The sequence below is a fragment of the Mesorhizobium amorphae CCNWGS0123 genome, assembly GCF_001686985.1.
Classification (GTDB): Bacteria; Pseudomonadota; Alphaproteobacteria; order Rhizobiales; family Rhizobiaceae; genus Mesorhizobium; species Mesorhizobium amorphae.
In genome coordinates this window covers 2,550,229-2,563,793 of sequence record NZ_CP015318.1, presented here as the reverse complement: position 1 = coordinate 2,563,793, position 13,565 = coordinate 2,550,229, and the positions used below count along the sequence as shown (strand labels likewise).

The window sequence follows — 13,565 nt, the reverse complement described above, 5'->3', positions numbered from 1 at the left end:
TCAGTTGCCGGCGGCCGCAACCTTGTTTGTGCCGTCGACCTCGGCCATCAGCGCCTTGTTGGCACCGGGAAGGTCCGTCTTGGCTGCCGCCAGCCAGGTGTTGTACTGCGCATCGGAGACGACGCGGATCGCGATCGGCATGAAGGCGTGGTCCTTGCCGCAGAGCTGCGAGCACTGGCCATAGTAGAGGCCTTCCTTTTCCGCCTTGAACCAGGTCTCGTTGGTGCGTCCGGGAACAGCGTCCATCTTGATGCCGAAGGCGGGCATGGCAAAGGAATGGATGACGTCGGTCGCGGTGACCAGCACGCGGGTCATGGTGTTGACCGGCACCACCATCTCGTTGTCGACGGCGAGCAGGCGCGGATAGACCTTGCGATCTTCCTTGCCGGCGGCCTTGCGATCGCCTTCCTGAAGGATGGCCGAGTTGAAGGAGAGCGTCTTGTCGACCTGGTACTCATAGTCCCAGTTCCACTGGTTTCCCGTCGCCTTGATGGTCAGCTTGGCTTCTTCCGGCGGCGTGTACTGCGCGGTCAGCAGCTGGAACGAGGGGATGGCGATGAAGAGCAGGATAACGACCGGACCGACCGTCCAGATCACTTCGATCAGCGTGTTGTGGCTGGTCTGCGAAGGGGTGGGGTTCACGCTCGCACGGAATTTCCAGATGCAGTAGGCGAGCAGAACGAGCACCAGGACGGTGATCGGAACGATGAACCACATCGTGTAGTTCCCGAACCACTCGATCTGCCGCATCATGTCGGTTGCGGGCGGCTGGAAACCGATCTCCCACGGCTGGGGCTGGGCCGCCTGAGCGGTGCTCGCACCGGCCACGACCATGGCAGCGGCTGCCGCACTTGCCAGAGACTTGGCGCTTGCTAGAGACTTGGCGCTTGCTAAGGACTTGGCGCCAGCTAGGAATTTTCTCATCGCCCTCATCATCTCCCAGTTCCTCGCGATCGGACCGCAAGAATAACGAACCACGCCGGGATGGGAATCCCGGACAGTCCCAAGGGTGGTTCAAACCATACTCTATTTCCCTCCGCAAGAAAGGAGCGGCCGAAACCGTGCGGCATTTTTGCGCGCAAGCCTCGGCCGTCGCTTTTGGCCGCAAGACGCCTCTCGTCAATCGTTGACGCGCGGACGCCAACCGCTACTTTCCGGAATGCTTGGCACCATGCGCCGGGGCGGTCGCAATTCGGGCGAATTTGGCTTGGAAAAGCGCATTATTGCCGGTGTCCGGGCGGACGGGCGGCGGTCTCGTCCTTTACTTGGCCTTGGCGCGGCTTAAAGTGCCGTGATTCGCAATGGAGCCGTCATGATCTCTTGGCTTTCAAAACTTGGGTGTTCGAGAACTTTGGCCAAGGCCATTTTTCTTGCCGCCCTGTTTGGTACCGGCCTGTCGGGCATCGGCCCAGCCAACGCCGCCCAGCCTAGCGGCACGGTGCGCTCGACGCATGGCGCGTGGTCTATCATCTGCGACACACCTGCGGGCGCGACGTCAGAACAATGCGTGATGATGCAGAACGTCGTCGCCGAAGACCGCCCGGAGATGGGGCTGTCGGTGGTCGTGCTGCGCACCGCCGACAACAAGGCCGAGATCCTGCGCGTGCTGGCGCCGCTCGGCGTGCTGCTGCCCAACGGTCTCGGCCTCAATGTCGACGGCAAGGATATCGGCCGGGCCTATTTCGTGCGCTGCTTCCAGGACGGTTGCTATGCCGAGGTCATTCTCGAAAAGCCGCTGCTCGACACGCTGAAGACCGGCACGTCGGCCACCTTCATCGTCTTCCAAACGCCTGAGGAAGGCATCGGCATTCCGGTCGACCTCAAGGGCTTTGCCGACGGCTTCGTCGCCCTCCCCTGATCCGCGATGAATATCGCCATTGCGCTGGCGCCACCCGTCTGACGTCATTGTGATTGGCGCCATTGCCGATTGTCTCGGCGCGCCTTCGCGCCTACATCGGGGAAAACGCCCAATCCTCCCGCGGACGGACCTGCCATGAACAGCCTGATCGGCCAATTCGATATTTCCTACGATCGCATCAAACAGATCGTCGCCGAGACCATCAACGGCGCCGACGACGGCGAGTTGTTCCTCGAATACAGCGAGAGCGAAGCGCTGATGTTCGACAATGGTCGACTGAAGACCGCCAATTTCAACACCGACCAGGGTTTCGGTCTGCGCGCGGTTGCCGGCGAGGCCAGTGGCTATGCGCATTCGAGCGACCTTTCCGAAGCCTCGCTGCTGCGGGCTGCCGACGCCGTTTCGACGGTCAAGGGCGGCTATTCCGGCACGCTTGCCGCCGCACCGGCGCGCACCAACCGCCATCTCTATGGCGAGGAGAACCCGATCCCCTCGCCTTCCTTCGAGACCAAGGCCAAGCTGCTGCAGGAAATCGATGCCTGGCTGCGCGCCGAGGATCCGCGCGTGCGCCAGGTAACAGCCTCGCTCGCCGCTTCCTGGCAACATGTCGAGATCGTGCGCGCGGACGGCCAGATGGTGCGCGATGTCCGTCCGCTGGTCAGGATCAACGTATCCGTCGTCGTCGGCAGCGGCGACCGCCAGGAGAGCGGCTCCTACGGCATGGGCGGGCGCAAGGCGTTCGGCGAGTTCCTGGTCGAGGAGAGCTGGAAGCATGCCGCCAAGGAGGCGCTGCGCCAGGCGCTGGTCAATCTTGAGGCAATCCCGGCGCCTGCCGGCACATTCGACATCGTGCTCTCCAGCGGCTGGCCGGGCGTCATGCTGCACGAGGCCGTCGGCCACGGGCTGGAGGGCGATTTCAACCGCAAGAAGACGTCGGCCTTCGCCGGCCTGCTCGGCCAGCAGGTGGCAGCCAAAGGCGTCACCGTCGTCGATGACGGGACGATTGCCGAACGGCGCGGTTCGCTAACCGTCGACGACGAAGGCACGCCATCGGCCCGCAATGTGCTGATCGAGGACGGCAAGCTCGTCGGCTACATGCAGGACCGCCAGAACGCGCGGCTGATGGGCATGAAGGCGACCGGCAACGGAAGGCGCGAAGGCTACGCGCATCAGCCGATGCCGCGCATGACCAACACCTACATGACCTCGGGCGACATGGAGCCGGACGAGATCATCGCCTCGGTCAAGAACGGCATCTATGCCGTCTCCTTCGGCGGCGGCCAGGTCGACATCACCTCGGGCAAGTTCGTGTTCGGCTGCACTGAAGCCTACATGATCGAGAACGGCAAGGTGACGCAGCCGGTCAAGGGCGCGATGCTGATCGGCAATGGGCCGGATGCCATGCACCGGGTGTCGATGATCGGCAACGACATGAAGCTCGACAACGGCATCGGCATGTGCGGCAAGGCCGGACAGGGCGTGCCCGTCGGCGTCGGCCAGCCGCATCTCAGGATGAACCAGATGACGGTCGGCGGCACGCGGGTCTGACGCGCGAACTACCGCCTCTTCTTCGGCTTCTCCAGTAGCGCCACCGCCTCGACATGCGGCGACCATAGGAACTGATCGATCGGGGTTACGCTTTTCAGCGCATAGCCACCGTCAAGCAGGATGCGCAAATCCCGCGCCAGCGTCACCGGATTGCAGGATACCGCGGCGACGAACGGCACGTCGGAGCGGGCGATCTGCTTGGACTGATCCTCGGCGCCGGCACGCGGCGGGTCGAAGACAAGCCCGTCGAAGGCATTGAGTTCCTTGAAGGTGAGCGGACGCCGGAACAGGTCGCGGCGTTCGCTGGTCACCCGCTTCAGGCCATTGGCGAAACGGAAGGCGCGGTCGAGGGCCGCAAGAGCCGGCGCGTCGCCTTCTGCCGCGTGGACCTCCGACTTCGCGGCCAGGCGTAGCGCGAAGCTGCCACAACCGGCGAAAAGGTCGGCGACCTTCTTGGCGCGCGACAGATGCTGGCCGACGATATCTGCCATGGCCTGCTCAGCCGCCTCGGTGGCCTGCAGGAAGGCGCCCGGCGGCACCGCGACTGCCACGGTTCCAAACTGCACCACCGGCTTCTTCGGCTCGACGATGATCTCGCCGTCGACCGAAAGCCTGGCCAGCCCCTCGGCGATGACGAAGTTCGAGGCGACGCGGCGCTGGTTCTCGCCGAGCTTGCCGGATTCGTGGACCGCGACGTCGAGGCCGGACCCGGTGACCGTCACCGTCATGTGGAACGATCTGGTGGTGGCGCAGACCAGTTCGGCAAGTCTCTTAAGACGATCGAGCGCAGCGACGATCACGGGCAGCGAGATCGGACACTCCTCGATGGCGATGATTTCCGACGACAGCGCGCGCACGAAACCCAGCCGCATACCGGCGTCGGTGCGCCGGGCGGAGAAGACGACGCGGCGGCGCGTCGCCGGCGCGCACGGCACCAAGGCGCCGATATCGCCAACGATGCCCTTGCTCTTCAGCGCATGCACGACCTTGTCGCGCTTCCACTGGCGGTAGGCTTCGGCTTCCAGATGCTGGACGGCGCAGCCGCCGCAATCGGTGAAATGCCTGCAGGCCGGATCGATCCTGAGCGGTGAAGCCTCCAGCACAGACATCAGCGTGGCGCGATCCTTTTCGCGCGCAGCGTTGACGGTTTCGCCGGGCAGCGTGAAGGGAATGAAAACCTCGCCGGTTTCGGTCGCGGCGACGCCATCGCCTTGCGAGCCCAGCCTGGCGATGGTGAAGCGCGCGCTCATCGATCTTTGATCCCACCAAGCAGGAATTCACGATTGCCGTCGCCGCCCTCGATCGGCGACAGATGCAGCCCCAGCGAGCGCCAACCGGGCATGCTGTCGAACCAGTCCTGCAGCACGCCGGCAACGCGGGCGGCGTCATAGGGATCCCTCAGCAGGCCGCCCTTGCCGATCGCCGCGCGGCCGGCCTCGAATTGCGGCTTGACCAGAAGCACCGCGCGAGCGCCGCTGCCGGCCAACGCGAGGGCTGGCGGCAGCGCCAGCTTCAGCGAAATGAAGCTGACATCGCAGACGATGAAATCCGGAATGCGGCCGCCGAGATCACCGACGGTGAGGTCGCGGGCATTGAGGCCCTCGATGACCGTCACGCGTGGATCGCCTGCGATGTCGGCATGCATCTGGCCATGGCCGACATCGATCGCCGTGACATGCGCCGCACCGCGTTCGAGCAGCACCTGCGTGAAGCCGCCGGTCGAGGCGCCGATGTCGAGCGCTTCGCAGCCGGCGGGATCGAAACCGAAATGGTCGATCCCGGCAATCAGCTTCAGCGCCGCGCGAGACACATACCCCTGCGCCGGGTCGTCGATCGCGATCAGGCATTGCGGCAGGGCGGTCTGGCCAGGCTTGCGGGCGATGGTGCCATCGACCGTCACCGTGCCGCGCTCGATCGCGTCGCGGGCACGAGAGCGGCTGGCGAACAGGCCGCGTTCGACGAGCAGTTCGTCGAGCCGCTGGCGCGTGCTGGCTGGCAGAGGGGAGTTCATCGGCCTTCATGGCGAAAGCCGGTGATGAACGCAAGGATGTTGGAAAGAGGTGGTCTCTTTGCTTTACGCAATTCCGGACGGAAAACCGCTACGCACTTTTCCTGGAATTGCTTCAGAAGATGGTTCGCGAAACCGGCCGCTCGACCGCCGGCGCCAGACCGTCATTGCGGTCGCCGGAAGCCTGCCTGCCCGGATGTTCGGCAGGAACCGCCGGCGTTGCGACAGCGTCCGGCACGACGACGAATTGTGGCCGCTGCTTGTAGGAAAAGCCGCCGCGGATGTCGCCGATCTTGCCGGCGACAATGTCCAGCACCGCCTTTTCGAGATTGCGGTCGTAGCGCGTTTCGGCCATCGCAGGTGCTGCGATGACGGCCGAAAGCGCCATGCCATACAAAAGCGTTTTCATTCCTTGTCGTCCCCATGCCGGACTACCTTCTAGCAGGGCGGCGTTGAGAAACGGCCAAAAGACACGGTAAGCAAAACGCCAAATAGCAGCGTAAACAGGGCGTTACAACCGCAAGCCGGCAAACTGATTCAGAAGCTTGAGATTTTGATTCAGGCGCGTTGTGCGTGCGCGGTATGGCCGAGCGCGGCAAAGACGGTGCGCACGATGCCGGTCGAGTCCAGCCCGGCGTCGGCGTACATCTTCTCGGGCTTGGCGTGGTCGGTGAAATCGTCCGGCAGCACCAGCGGACGCACCTTGAGCCCGCTTTCGAGCAAGCCTTCATGGGCGAGGAACTGCAGCACGTGGCTGGCGAAGCCTCCGACAGCGCCCTCTTCCACCGTCACCAGAACCTCGTGCGAACGAGCGAGCCGGCGGATCAGATCCTCGTCGAGCGGCTTGGCGAAGCGGGCGTCGGCGACGGTGGTGGAAAGACCGGCGGCACCTAGCTCCTCGGCGGCCAGCAGACAGTCCTGCAGGCGCGTGCCGAAGGACAACAGCGCCACTTTGGTGCCTTCCCTGACGATGCGGCCCCTGCCGATTTCGAGCACGGAACCGCGCTCCGGCATTTCGACGCCGACGCCATTGCCGCGCGGATAGCGGAAGGCGATGGGGCCGTCATCATAGTGCGCGGCGGTGCGCACCATGTGGCGTAACTCCGCTTCGTCGGCCGCCGCCATGACGACGAAACCCGGCAGCGTCGCCAGGAAGGTGGTGTCGAAGGCGCCGCAATGAGTGGCGCCATCGGCGCCAACAAAACCGGCGCGGTCGATGGGAAAGCGCACCGGCAGCTTCTGGATCGCCACGTCGTGGACGACCTGGTCGTAGGCGCGCTGCAGGAAGGTCGAGTAGATGGCGGCGAAGGGCTTGTAGCCTTCGGTGGCGAGGCCGGCGGCAAAGGTCACCGCGTGCTGCTCGGCGATGCCGACGTCGAAGGTCCTGCTCGGAAACGCCTCGCCGAAGAGGTCGAGGCCGGTGCCGTTCGGCATGGCGGCGGTGACGGCGACGATGCGGTCGTCCTCGCGGCCTTCCTGGACCAGGCTTTCGGCGAAGACCTTGGTGTAGCTCGGCGCGTTGGCAGGCGCCTTGGCCTGCGCGCCGGTGATGACGTCGAACTTGTTGACGCCATGATATTTGTCGGCGGCGGCTTCGGCCGGGCCATAACCCTTGCCCTTCTGGGTCACGACATGGATCAGCACCGGGCCGTCGCCATTGTCGCGGACGTTCTTCAGCACCGGGATCAGGTGCTCGAGATTGTGCCCGTCGATCGGGCCGATGTGGTAGAAGCCGAGTTCCTCGAACAGCGTGCCCCCGGTAACGTAGCCGCGCGCGTGCTCGACCGCCCTGGTGATGGCGCGATCGGCGCGCTTGCCGAGGTAGGAGGTCAGCTTCTTGCCGAAATCGCGCAAGCCCAGATAGGTTCTGCCGGAAGCCAAACGCGCCAGATAGGCACTCATCGCACCGGTTGGCGGGGCGATCGACATGTCGTTGTCGTTGAGGATGACGATCAGGCGGGCGTCGAGCGCGCCGGCATTGTTCATTGCTTCATAGGCCATGCCGGCCGACATGGCACCGTCGCCAATGACGGCGATGACGTTGTTGCGGCCGCCCGACAGGTCGCGCGCCATCGCCATGCCGAGGCCGGCGGAAATCGAGGTCGAGGAGTGCGCGGCGCCGAACGGGTCGTATTCGCTCTCGGCGCGGCGGGTGAAGCCGGAAAGGCCGCCCTCCTGGCGCAATGTGCGGATGCGGTCGCGGCGGCCGGTCAGGATCTTGTGCGGATAGGCCTGGTGGCCGACATCCCAGATCAGCCGGTCGTCCGGCGTGTTGAAGACATAGTGCAGCGCCACCGTCAGCTCGACGACGCCAAGGCCGGCGCCAAGATGGCCGCCAGTGTGCGACACGGCATCGATCAGTTCGGCGCGCAGTTCCGAAGCCAGCTGCGGCAGCTGGCCTTCGTCAAGCGTGCGCAGGTCGGCCGGAATGCGGACCTTGTCGAGAAGCGGCGTATGCAGCGTTGCGTTCACTGTTAAAGGGCCTGCTGAAACCTGAAGTTCATGCGCGTCGATCATGGGCGAAATATGCCGCCCGCCGGCGAATGTAAATGCGTGTCAGTGACGCGGGCAGCTCTGGCGTTAATTGTTCGGTAACGGAATGAATTCTTCCTCATCTCCAGGAACGATGTCGAAGCGGCCTGTCTTCCATTCTTCTTTCGCCTGTTCGATGCGTTCCTTCGACGACGAAACGAAATTCCACCAGATGTAGCGCTTGGAGCCGAGCGAGGCGCCGCCGAACAGCATGAAATGGGCGCCCGTCTGCGACGACACGACGATTTCGTCGCCGGGTTTGAATACAAGCAACCGCTCGGCCGGGAAGCGGTCGCCGGCGATCGAAACCTCGCCTTCCAGCGTGTAGATGGCGCGCTCCTCGGCATCGGCCGGGATTTTCACGCTGGCGCCGGGCGCCAGTCTCAGATCGGCATAGAGCGTGTCCGAGGCGGTCGTGACCGGAGATTGCAGACCCGAAAGCGCGCCGATGACGACGCGGCCGCTGATGCCTTCGGCATCGATTTCGGGCAAATGAAGGGCGGCCGTGTTCTCGAAGACCGGGGCGACCTCCTCCTTGCCGTCGGGCAGCGCCAGCCAGGTCTGCAGACCGGAGATCGACATCGACGCGCCGCGCAATTCCTCCGGCGTGCGCTCGGAATGGACGATGCCGCGCCCGGCGGTCATCAAATTCACGTCGCCGGGCTCGATCACCATTTCGGTGCCGAGCGAATCGCGATGCCTGATCTTGCCGTCGAACAGATAGGTCACCGTCGACAGACCGATATGCGGATGCGGACGCACGTCGAGCGCCTGGTCGGCCCGCAGGATGGCCGGGCCCATGCGGTCGAAGAAGATGAAGGGACCGACCAGCCGCCGCCTGGCGGTCGGCAAGGCGCGACGGACCTGGAAGCCGCCAATGTCCTTGGCATTCGGAATGACCATCAGCTCGATCTGGTCGCAGGCGAAGGCATCGCCAGGTGTCGGGTCGTTGCCGGGAAAGAAGCTCATCAGGTCTCCTCAGGCGAAGCGGAGCGCGGATTTGGCTTTCGCCTTGGCCGCCACTTCCTCGCGATTGCGCGGCTCCTGGGTGGTTTCCATCGAATCGAGCAGCTCGCGCGCAGCGGCCGCGATTGCTTCCACGGCATGGTTAAAGGCATGCTCGTTGCGCTTCGAGGGTCTGGTTGAGCCGCTCAGCTTGCGCACGAACTGTAGTGCTGCGTCATGCACCTCATCATTCGTCGCCGGCGGCTCGAAGTTGAACAGGGTCTTGATGTTTCTGCACATCGCTTGAACTCCTTGCCTGTTTTCCCTTGCCCCGCCCCCGTTCCAACTAATCGGCGTCGAGCGGCTCCGTTCCCACCGGCTTGCCGTCGCGCGACAGCCTGATCTTCTCGACCTTGTCTTCCGCCGCCTTCAGCAGCCGGTCGCAATGCACCTTCAGCGCTTCGCCGCGCTCGTAGATACGGATCGACTGGTCGAGCGGAACGTCGCCGCGCTCCAGATCGTCGACGATCTTCTCCAGCGCGTCGAGCGCCTGCTCGAAGCTCATCGCCTTGACGTCGTCATTGCCTTCGCCTGCCATACTTTATCCCTTCATCAGCCGCCCGACATGGGCGGCGACCGAAAATGCCAACCCCTGCAGATCGTAGCCGCCCTCGAGCAGGCTGACGAGCCGGTTGCCGCTGTGGCGCCCGGCACGCTCCATCAGCTGGCCGGTCGCCCAGTCGAAATCCTCCTCGGTCAGGTTGATCTCGGCCAGCGGATCGCGATGGTGCGCGTCGAAACCGGCTGAAATTATGATCAGGTCGGGGGCGAAATCGTCGAGCGCAGGCAGGACGCGCGACAGGAAGGCATCGCGAAAAACCTCGCTGCCGGTGCGTGGTGCCAGCGGCGCGTTGACGATGTTGCCGGCGCCCGTCTCGTTCTTCGCGCCGGTGCCGGGATAAAGCGGCATCTGGTGCGTCGAGCAATAGAGCACCGACGGATCGTCCCAAAAAATGTCCTGCGTGCCGTTGCCGTGATGGACGTCCCAGTCAACCACGGCAACGCGCTCGGCCTGATGCTTCTTTTGTGCATAGCGCGCCGCGATCGCCGCGGTGTTGAACAGGCAAAAGCCCATCGCCGTGGTCTTCTCGGCATGATGGCCGGGCGGCCGCGCGGCGACGAAGGCATTGGCGGCGCGGCCCTCGAAGACATCGTCGACGGCTGCGTTGGCCGCGCCGATCGCCGTCACCGCTGCCTGCCAGCTTTTGGGGCTGGCGCTGGTGTCAGCATCGATCGAGACGATGCCGGTCTCGGGGATCGCGGCGCGGACGCGCGCGACGAAATCCTCGGGGTGGGCATAGAGGATGGTTGCCTCGTCGCCTTCAGGCGCCTTGACCCGGTCGAGCGCGGCAAAGGCCTCGTCGTCGAGCACGCGCTCGATGGCGCGCAAGCGGTCTGGCCGCTCCGGATGGCCCGATGGCGTCAGGTGTTCGAGGAAGATCGGGTGGGTGTAGAGCCTGGTGACCATGCCCCGATATAGGCGCGTGCGGGCGTTTTGACCATGTTTTCGCGCCCAGCTCGCGTGATGTTCAACAGGGATTAGGTGAGACTATTGGTTATTGGTTGCCGGCTGGGTCCAGCGCGAGCCGCCGAACGAGGCCAGCGCCTTGTCCTTGAGTTCCCTGAATTTCGAGGAGGCTTCCGACAGCCGCCGATCCCATTCGGGATTGGGCACCTGGCCCTCGATGGTGCTGAAATAGACCTGCATCAAAGAGGCGATGGCGAAGGGCTCGATGAAGGCTGCCTTGAAGGCCCAGGCAAAGACGATGGCCAGCACGAAAGCCCAGCCGGCGAGCTGTCCCGGCATGAACCAGAGGATCGCGCCGGCGGGCGCCAGCATCAACAGGAAGATGACGAAGGACACGCCCCACATGATCACCGACAGCCAGATCGCGTTCTTGACCATGGTCTTGCCGTTCTGCGCATAGAGCACGATGCCTTGCCTGGCCGTCTCGAAGGGCGAGGTGGAATTGATGCGGATGTTGTAGCCGAGGATAATCTCGTCGACATAGGTCAGCGACATGCGGATGACGGTGTTGATGAAGCTGACCAGGCCGCTCAGGCCCGGAATGGGCAGGAAGGCGGCGATGCCGCCGATCAGGCCGGTGATGGCACGAATAGCACCCTTGACCAGCTGGTCGAGCACGAACAGGACGTTGGCCTCGGCGAAGCGCTCGGTCACCACGGCCCTGGCATAGGAGATCTGGTCCTGGCCGCCAGGCACGTCCTGGCCGTCGATCAGGTGGACCATGACCGCGATATGGCCGGCCTTGACGATGTAGAGGATGTATTCGCGGATCCAGTAGACGGCGATCGAAACGACGCCGAAGCCGACCACGCCGCCCCATAGCGCAAAGGACAGAGGGCCGTCGGGGTCGGTGGAGATGTGCCCGACGCCGTAGCCGACACTGGCGCCGGTGCCGGTCGCCATGATGTAGGCCAGCGTGATGCCGAAATAAACAATCATGCGGAAGACGATGAAGGGCCATGTCCTGATCATGATGGACACCGACCTGCCGATGCTGAAGTCCCACATCGCCCGAATCCCCCGCCTCAGAGATGGCCGCAGAGGATGATCTCAACCTTGCGATTGTCAATCTCGGCTAGCGCCGCGCGGCCGCAAAACCGGTGCAAATCCTTGGCTTATCGACGCTGGTCGGCGGGCCCGTCAGCCTTTTTGAGCAAGCCTTCGAGCAACTGCCTGAAGGCGGCCACCACGGTCTTCGAGGTCGCTTCGGGGTCGTTCGAATTGGCGATCCGCTGCGCCGCCTGGCTGCTGGCGCCGTTGATCAGCCGCGCGGCGGTCTCGGGGTCGACACCTGTTACGACCACCCCATCCTGCTGCAGAGCGGTCAGATGATCGGTCATTGACCCGACGCAGGCATTGGCATTCGGCCAAAGTGCAGGATCGCCGAGCACGGCCGGGCCGTCACGGAACATGATGCGCTGGATTTCCGGCTCCAGCGCCATCTCGATATAGGTGGTGCATTCGTCGACGAAGCTCTGCCAGCGGGTCGGCGCCCGCGCCGCCACCTCGTTGACCCGCGCCGCCATCTCGCCGTCGATCTCGGCAATAACCGCCTGCAGCAGTCCCTTCTTGTCACCAAAGTGATGATAGAGCGCGCCGCGCGTCAGCCCGGCCGAGGCGGTGAAATCATCCATCGAGGCCTCAGCGTAGCCGATGGTGCCGAAGGCCTGGCGGGCGGCCGTGATCAGCTTGGCGCGCGTCTCGGCGATCATCTCCTTGCGGGGTCTGTGCATGGGTCTGGACCTACTTACATACGCATCGTATGCCAATTGACATACGCGACGTATGATCTATCTAATAGTCATACGCATCGTATGTAATTGTCGAATTGGCCTTTGTCGAGGAACCAAGCCATGCAAAACCCATACTCGGAAATCTTTCGCGCCCCTGGAGCCAAGGGCTTTGCCGCCGCCGGCTTCCTGGCCCGCCTGCCGATCGCCATGGCGCCGATCGGTATCGTGGCCATGCTCTCCCAAACACATGGCGAATACTGGCTGGCCGGCGCTGTCGCGGCGACATTCGCGCTGAGCAACGCTTTCGTGGCGCCGCAAATCTCAAGGCTGGTCGACCGCCTTGGCCAGACACGGATCGTGGTTCCCACCACGATCCTCACCGTGCTTGCCTTTGCGATCCTGATCGCGGCGGCCAATCAGGACTGGCCGGTGTGGACGCTGTTCGTATCGGCTCTGGCGGCGGCCGCCATGCCCAGCATGCCGGCCATGGTGCGCGCACGCTGGACCGAGCTTTTCCGCGGCCGGCCGGAGATGAACACCGCCTTCGCCTTCGAGTCGGCGGCAGACGAACTGGTCTACATCGCCGGCGCATCGCTGTCGGTGGGTCTGAGCGCCGCTCTGTTTCCGGAGGCGGGCATGCTGGTGAGCACGCTGTTCCTTGCCTTTGGCTCGACGGCCTTCATCCTGCAGCGTTCGACCGAGCCGCAAGTGCGGCCGGTGGACCATGCCTCGAGCGGCTCGGCAATCCGCCTGCGGCCGGTGCAGATCATCACCTTCGCCCTGATCTTCGTCGGCGCGACCTTTGCCACGACGGAAGTGAGCACGGTGGCGATCACCAAGGAGCTCGGCCAGCCCGGCGCTGCCAGCATCGTCATCGGCGTCTATGCGCTGGGATCGTTCGTGCTCGGCCTCGTCGTCGGCGCGCTCAATCTGAAGGCGCCGCTGCAGCGTCAGCTCGCCATCGCGGTCGCCCTCGTCGCGCTCGGCACGCTGCTGCCGCTGACCGCCGGCACGGTGCCGCTCTTGGCGCTGACCGTGTTCATCAGTGGCGTGGCGATTTCGCCGACCTTCATCACCGCCTTCGGCCTGATCGAGCGGCACGTGCCGGAAGCGATGCTAACCGAAGGCATCACCTGGGTGATGACTGGTATCGGCATCGGCATGGCACTGGGCGCGTTTGCCGCCGGCGCGGTGGTGGATGAGTTCGGAGCCCGGAACGGGTTCTTCGTGTCGGTGGCGGCGGGCGCAATCGCACTGGCCACCGTGCTCATCGGCCAGCGCATCCTAGGCGAGCCGGATTGCGATCTCGCCGGATGCGAGCCGGCCGCTGTTCCCGCGGAATGATCCCCGAAG

The 13,565-nt window shown here is 64.3% G+C and carries 14 protein-coding genes; 3 read left to right on the top strand and 11 right to left on the bottom strand.

Translation table 11 applies throughout. The features are described 5' to 3' along the window. Positions 1 to 834 (bottom strand): cytochrome c oxidase subunit II, encoded by an 834-nt coding sequence (coxB, locus tag A6B35_RS11860; protein WP_006206345.1) that lies wholly within the window; start codon positions 832 to 834, stop codon positions 1 to 3. 478 nt (positions 835 to 1,312) lie between these two features. Here coxB and A6B35_RS11855 point away from each other — a divergent pair, with 478 nt between their 5' ends. After that, the gene (locus tag A6B35_RS11855; RefSeq protein WP_040584183.1) at positions 1,313 to 1,858 is read left to right on the top strand and encodes an invasion associated locus B family protein; all 546 of its coding nucleotides are present in this window, start codon (positions 1,313 to 1,315) and stop codon (positions 1,856 to 1,858) included. A 135-nt stretch (positions 1,859 to 1,993) separates the two neighbouring features. Beyond that, positions 1,994 to 3,406 carry a metalloprotease TldD gene (gene tldD / locus A6B35_RS11850; RefSeq protein ID WP_006206348.1) on the top strand — a complete coding sequence of 471 codons (1,413 nt, stop codon included), beginning with the start codon at positions 1,994 to 1,996 and terminating at the stop codon, positions 3,404 to 3,406. Positions 3,407 to 3,414: 8 nt separating this feature from the next. Here the strand turns inward: tldD and A6B35_RS11845 are convergent, their stop codons facing one another. The 10 genes from A6B35_RS11845 to A6B35_RS11800 all read right to left on the bottom strand — a co-directional run bounded on the left by A6B35_RS11845 (position 3,415) and on the right by A6B35_RS11800 (position 12,212). Further along, entirely contained in the window at positions 3,415 to 4,656 is a 1,242-nt protein-coding gene (locus A6B35_RS11845; protein ID WP_006206349.1) for a class I SAM-dependent RNA methyltransferase, read from the bottom strand. Further along, positions 4,653 to 5,417 (bottom strand): TlyA family RNA methyltransferase, encoded by a 765-nt coding sequence (locus A6B35_RS11840; protein WP_006206350.1) that lies wholly within the window; start codon positions 5,415 to 5,417, stop codon positions 4,653 to 4,655. The genes A6B35_RS11845 and A6B35_RS11840 overlap by 4 nt, the downstream gene beginning before the upstream one ends. Before the next feature lie 112 nt (positions 5,418 to 5,529). Next, a complete protein-coding gene (locus A6B35_RS11835; RefSeq protein WP_006206351.1) occupies positions 5,530 to 5,823 on the bottom strand; it encodes a hypothetical protein in 294 nt (97 codons plus the stop codon). A 149-nt stretch (positions 5,824 to 5,972) separates the two neighbouring features. Next, on the bottom strand, positions 5,973 to 7,931 hold the full coding sequence (gene dxs, locus A6B35_RS11830) for a 1-deoxy-D-xylulose-5-phosphate synthase (protein WP_425312830.1): 1,959 nt from the start codon (positions 7,929 to 7,931) through the stop codon (positions 5,973 to 5,975). 63 nt (positions 7,932 to 7,994) lie between these two features. After that, complete coding sequence (locus A6B35_RS11825) at positions 7,995 to 8,915, bottom strand: pirin family protein (RefSeq protein ID WP_006204319.1); 921 nt, start codon at positions 8,913 to 8,915, stop codon at positions 7,995 to 7,997. 9 nt (positions 8,916 to 8,924) lie between these two features. Then, complete coding sequence (locus A6B35_RS11820) at positions 8,925 to 9,191, bottom strand: DUF2277 domain-containing protein (RefSeq protein ID WP_006204318.1); 267 nt, start codon at positions 9,189 to 9,191, stop codon at positions 8,925 to 8,927. 46 nt (positions 9,192 to 9,237) lie between these two features. After that, complete coding sequence (locus tag A6B35_RS11815) at positions 9,238 to 9,489, bottom strand: exodeoxyribonuclease VII small subunit (RefSeq protein ID WP_006204317.1); 252 nt, start codon at positions 9,487 to 9,489, stop codon at positions 9,238 to 9,240. 3 nt (positions 9,490 to 9,492) lie between these two features. After that, the gene (locus tag A6B35_RS11810) at positions 9,493 to 10,419 is read right to left on the bottom strand and encodes a histone deacetylase family protein (protein ID WP_006204316.1); all 927 of its coding nucleotides are present in this window, start codon (positions 10,417 to 10,419) and stop codon (positions 9,493 to 9,495) included. An 81-nt stretch (positions 10,420 to 10,500) separates the two neighbouring features. Further along, on the bottom strand, positions 10,501 to 11,487 hold the full coding sequence (locus A6B35_RS11805; RefSeq protein WP_006204315.1) for a hypothetical protein: 987 nt from the start codon (positions 11,485 to 11,487) through the stop codon (positions 10,501 to 10,503). A gap of 107 nt (positions 11,488 to 11,594) precedes the next feature. Beyond that, entirely contained in the window at positions 11,595 to 12,212 is a 618-nt protein-coding gene (locus tag A6B35_RS11800) for a TetR/AcrR family transcriptional regulator (protein WP_040583414.1), read from the bottom strand. A gap of 120 nt (positions 12,213 to 12,332) precedes the next feature. Between A6B35_RS11800 and A6B35_RS11795 the strand changes: the two genes are divergently transcribed. Then, entirely contained in the window at positions 12,333 to 13,556 is a 1,224-nt protein-coding gene (locus tag A6B35_RS11795; protein ID WP_006204313.1) for an MFS transporter, read from the top strand. The last annotated feature ends 9 nt before the right edge of the window (positions 13,557 to 13,565 follow it).

What these genes read in the sequence shown, in the direction of transcription:
- coxB (WP_006206345.1), bottom strand. Translation starts at nt 834, where the DNA reads ATGGTCGTGGCCGGTGCGAGCACCGCTCAGGCGGCCCAGCCCCAGCCG.
- A6B35_RS11855 (WP_040584183.1), top strand. Translation starts at nt 1,313, where the DNA reads ATGATCTCTTGGCTTTCAAAACTTGGGTGTTCGAGAACTTTGGCCAAG.
- tldD (WP_006206348.1), top strand. Translation starts at nt 1,994, where the DNA reads ATGAACAGCCTGATCGGCCAATTCGATATTTCCTACGATCGCATCAAA.
- A6B35_RS11845 (WP_006206349.1), bottom strand. Translation starts at nt 4,656, where the DNA reads ATGAGCGCGCGCTTCACCATCGCCAGGCTGGGCTCGCAAGGCGATGGC.
- A6B35_RS11840 (WP_006206350.1), bottom strand. Translation starts at nt 5,417, where the DNA reads ATGAACTCCCCTCTGCCAGCCAGCACGCGCCAGCGGCTCGACGAACTG.
- A6B35_RS11835 (WP_006206351.1), bottom strand. Translation starts at nt 5,823, where the DNA reads ATGAAAACGCTTTTGTATGGCATGGCGCTTTCGGCCGTCATCGCAGCA.
- dxs (WP_425312830.1), bottom strand. Translation starts at nt 7,931, where the DNA reads ATGATCGACGCGCATGAACTTCAGGTTTCAGCAGGCCCTTTAACAGTG.
- A6B35_RS11825 (WP_006204319.1), bottom strand. Translation starts at nt 8,915, where the DNA reads ATGAGCTTCTTTCCCGGCAACGACCCGACACCTGGCGATGCCTTCGCC.
- A6B35_RS11820 (WP_006204318.1), bottom strand. Translation starts at nt 9,191, where the DNA reads ATGTGCAGAAACATCAAGACCCTGTTCAACTTCGAGCCGCCGGCGACG.
- A6B35_RS11815 (WP_006204317.1), bottom strand. Translation starts at nt 9,489, where the DNA reads ATGGCAGGCGAAGGCAATGACGACGTCAAGGCGATGAGCTTCGAGCAG.
- A6B35_RS11810 (WP_006204316.1), bottom strand. Translation starts at nt 10,419, where the DNA reads ATGGTCACCAGGCTCTACACCCACCCGATCTTCCTCGAACACCTGACG.
- A6B35_RS11805 (WP_006204315.1), bottom strand. Translation starts at nt 11,487, where the DNA reads ATGTGGGACTTCAGCATCGGCAGGTCGGTGTCCATCATGATCAGGACA.
- A6B35_RS11800 (WP_040583414.1), bottom strand. Translation starts at nt 12,212, where the DNA reads ATGCACAGACCCCGCAAGGAGATGATCGCCGAGACGCGCGCCAAGCTG.
- A6B35_RS11795 (WP_006204313.1), top strand. Translation starts at nt 12,333, where the DNA reads ATGCAAAACCCATACTCGGAAATCTTTCGCGCCCCTGGAGCCAAGGGC.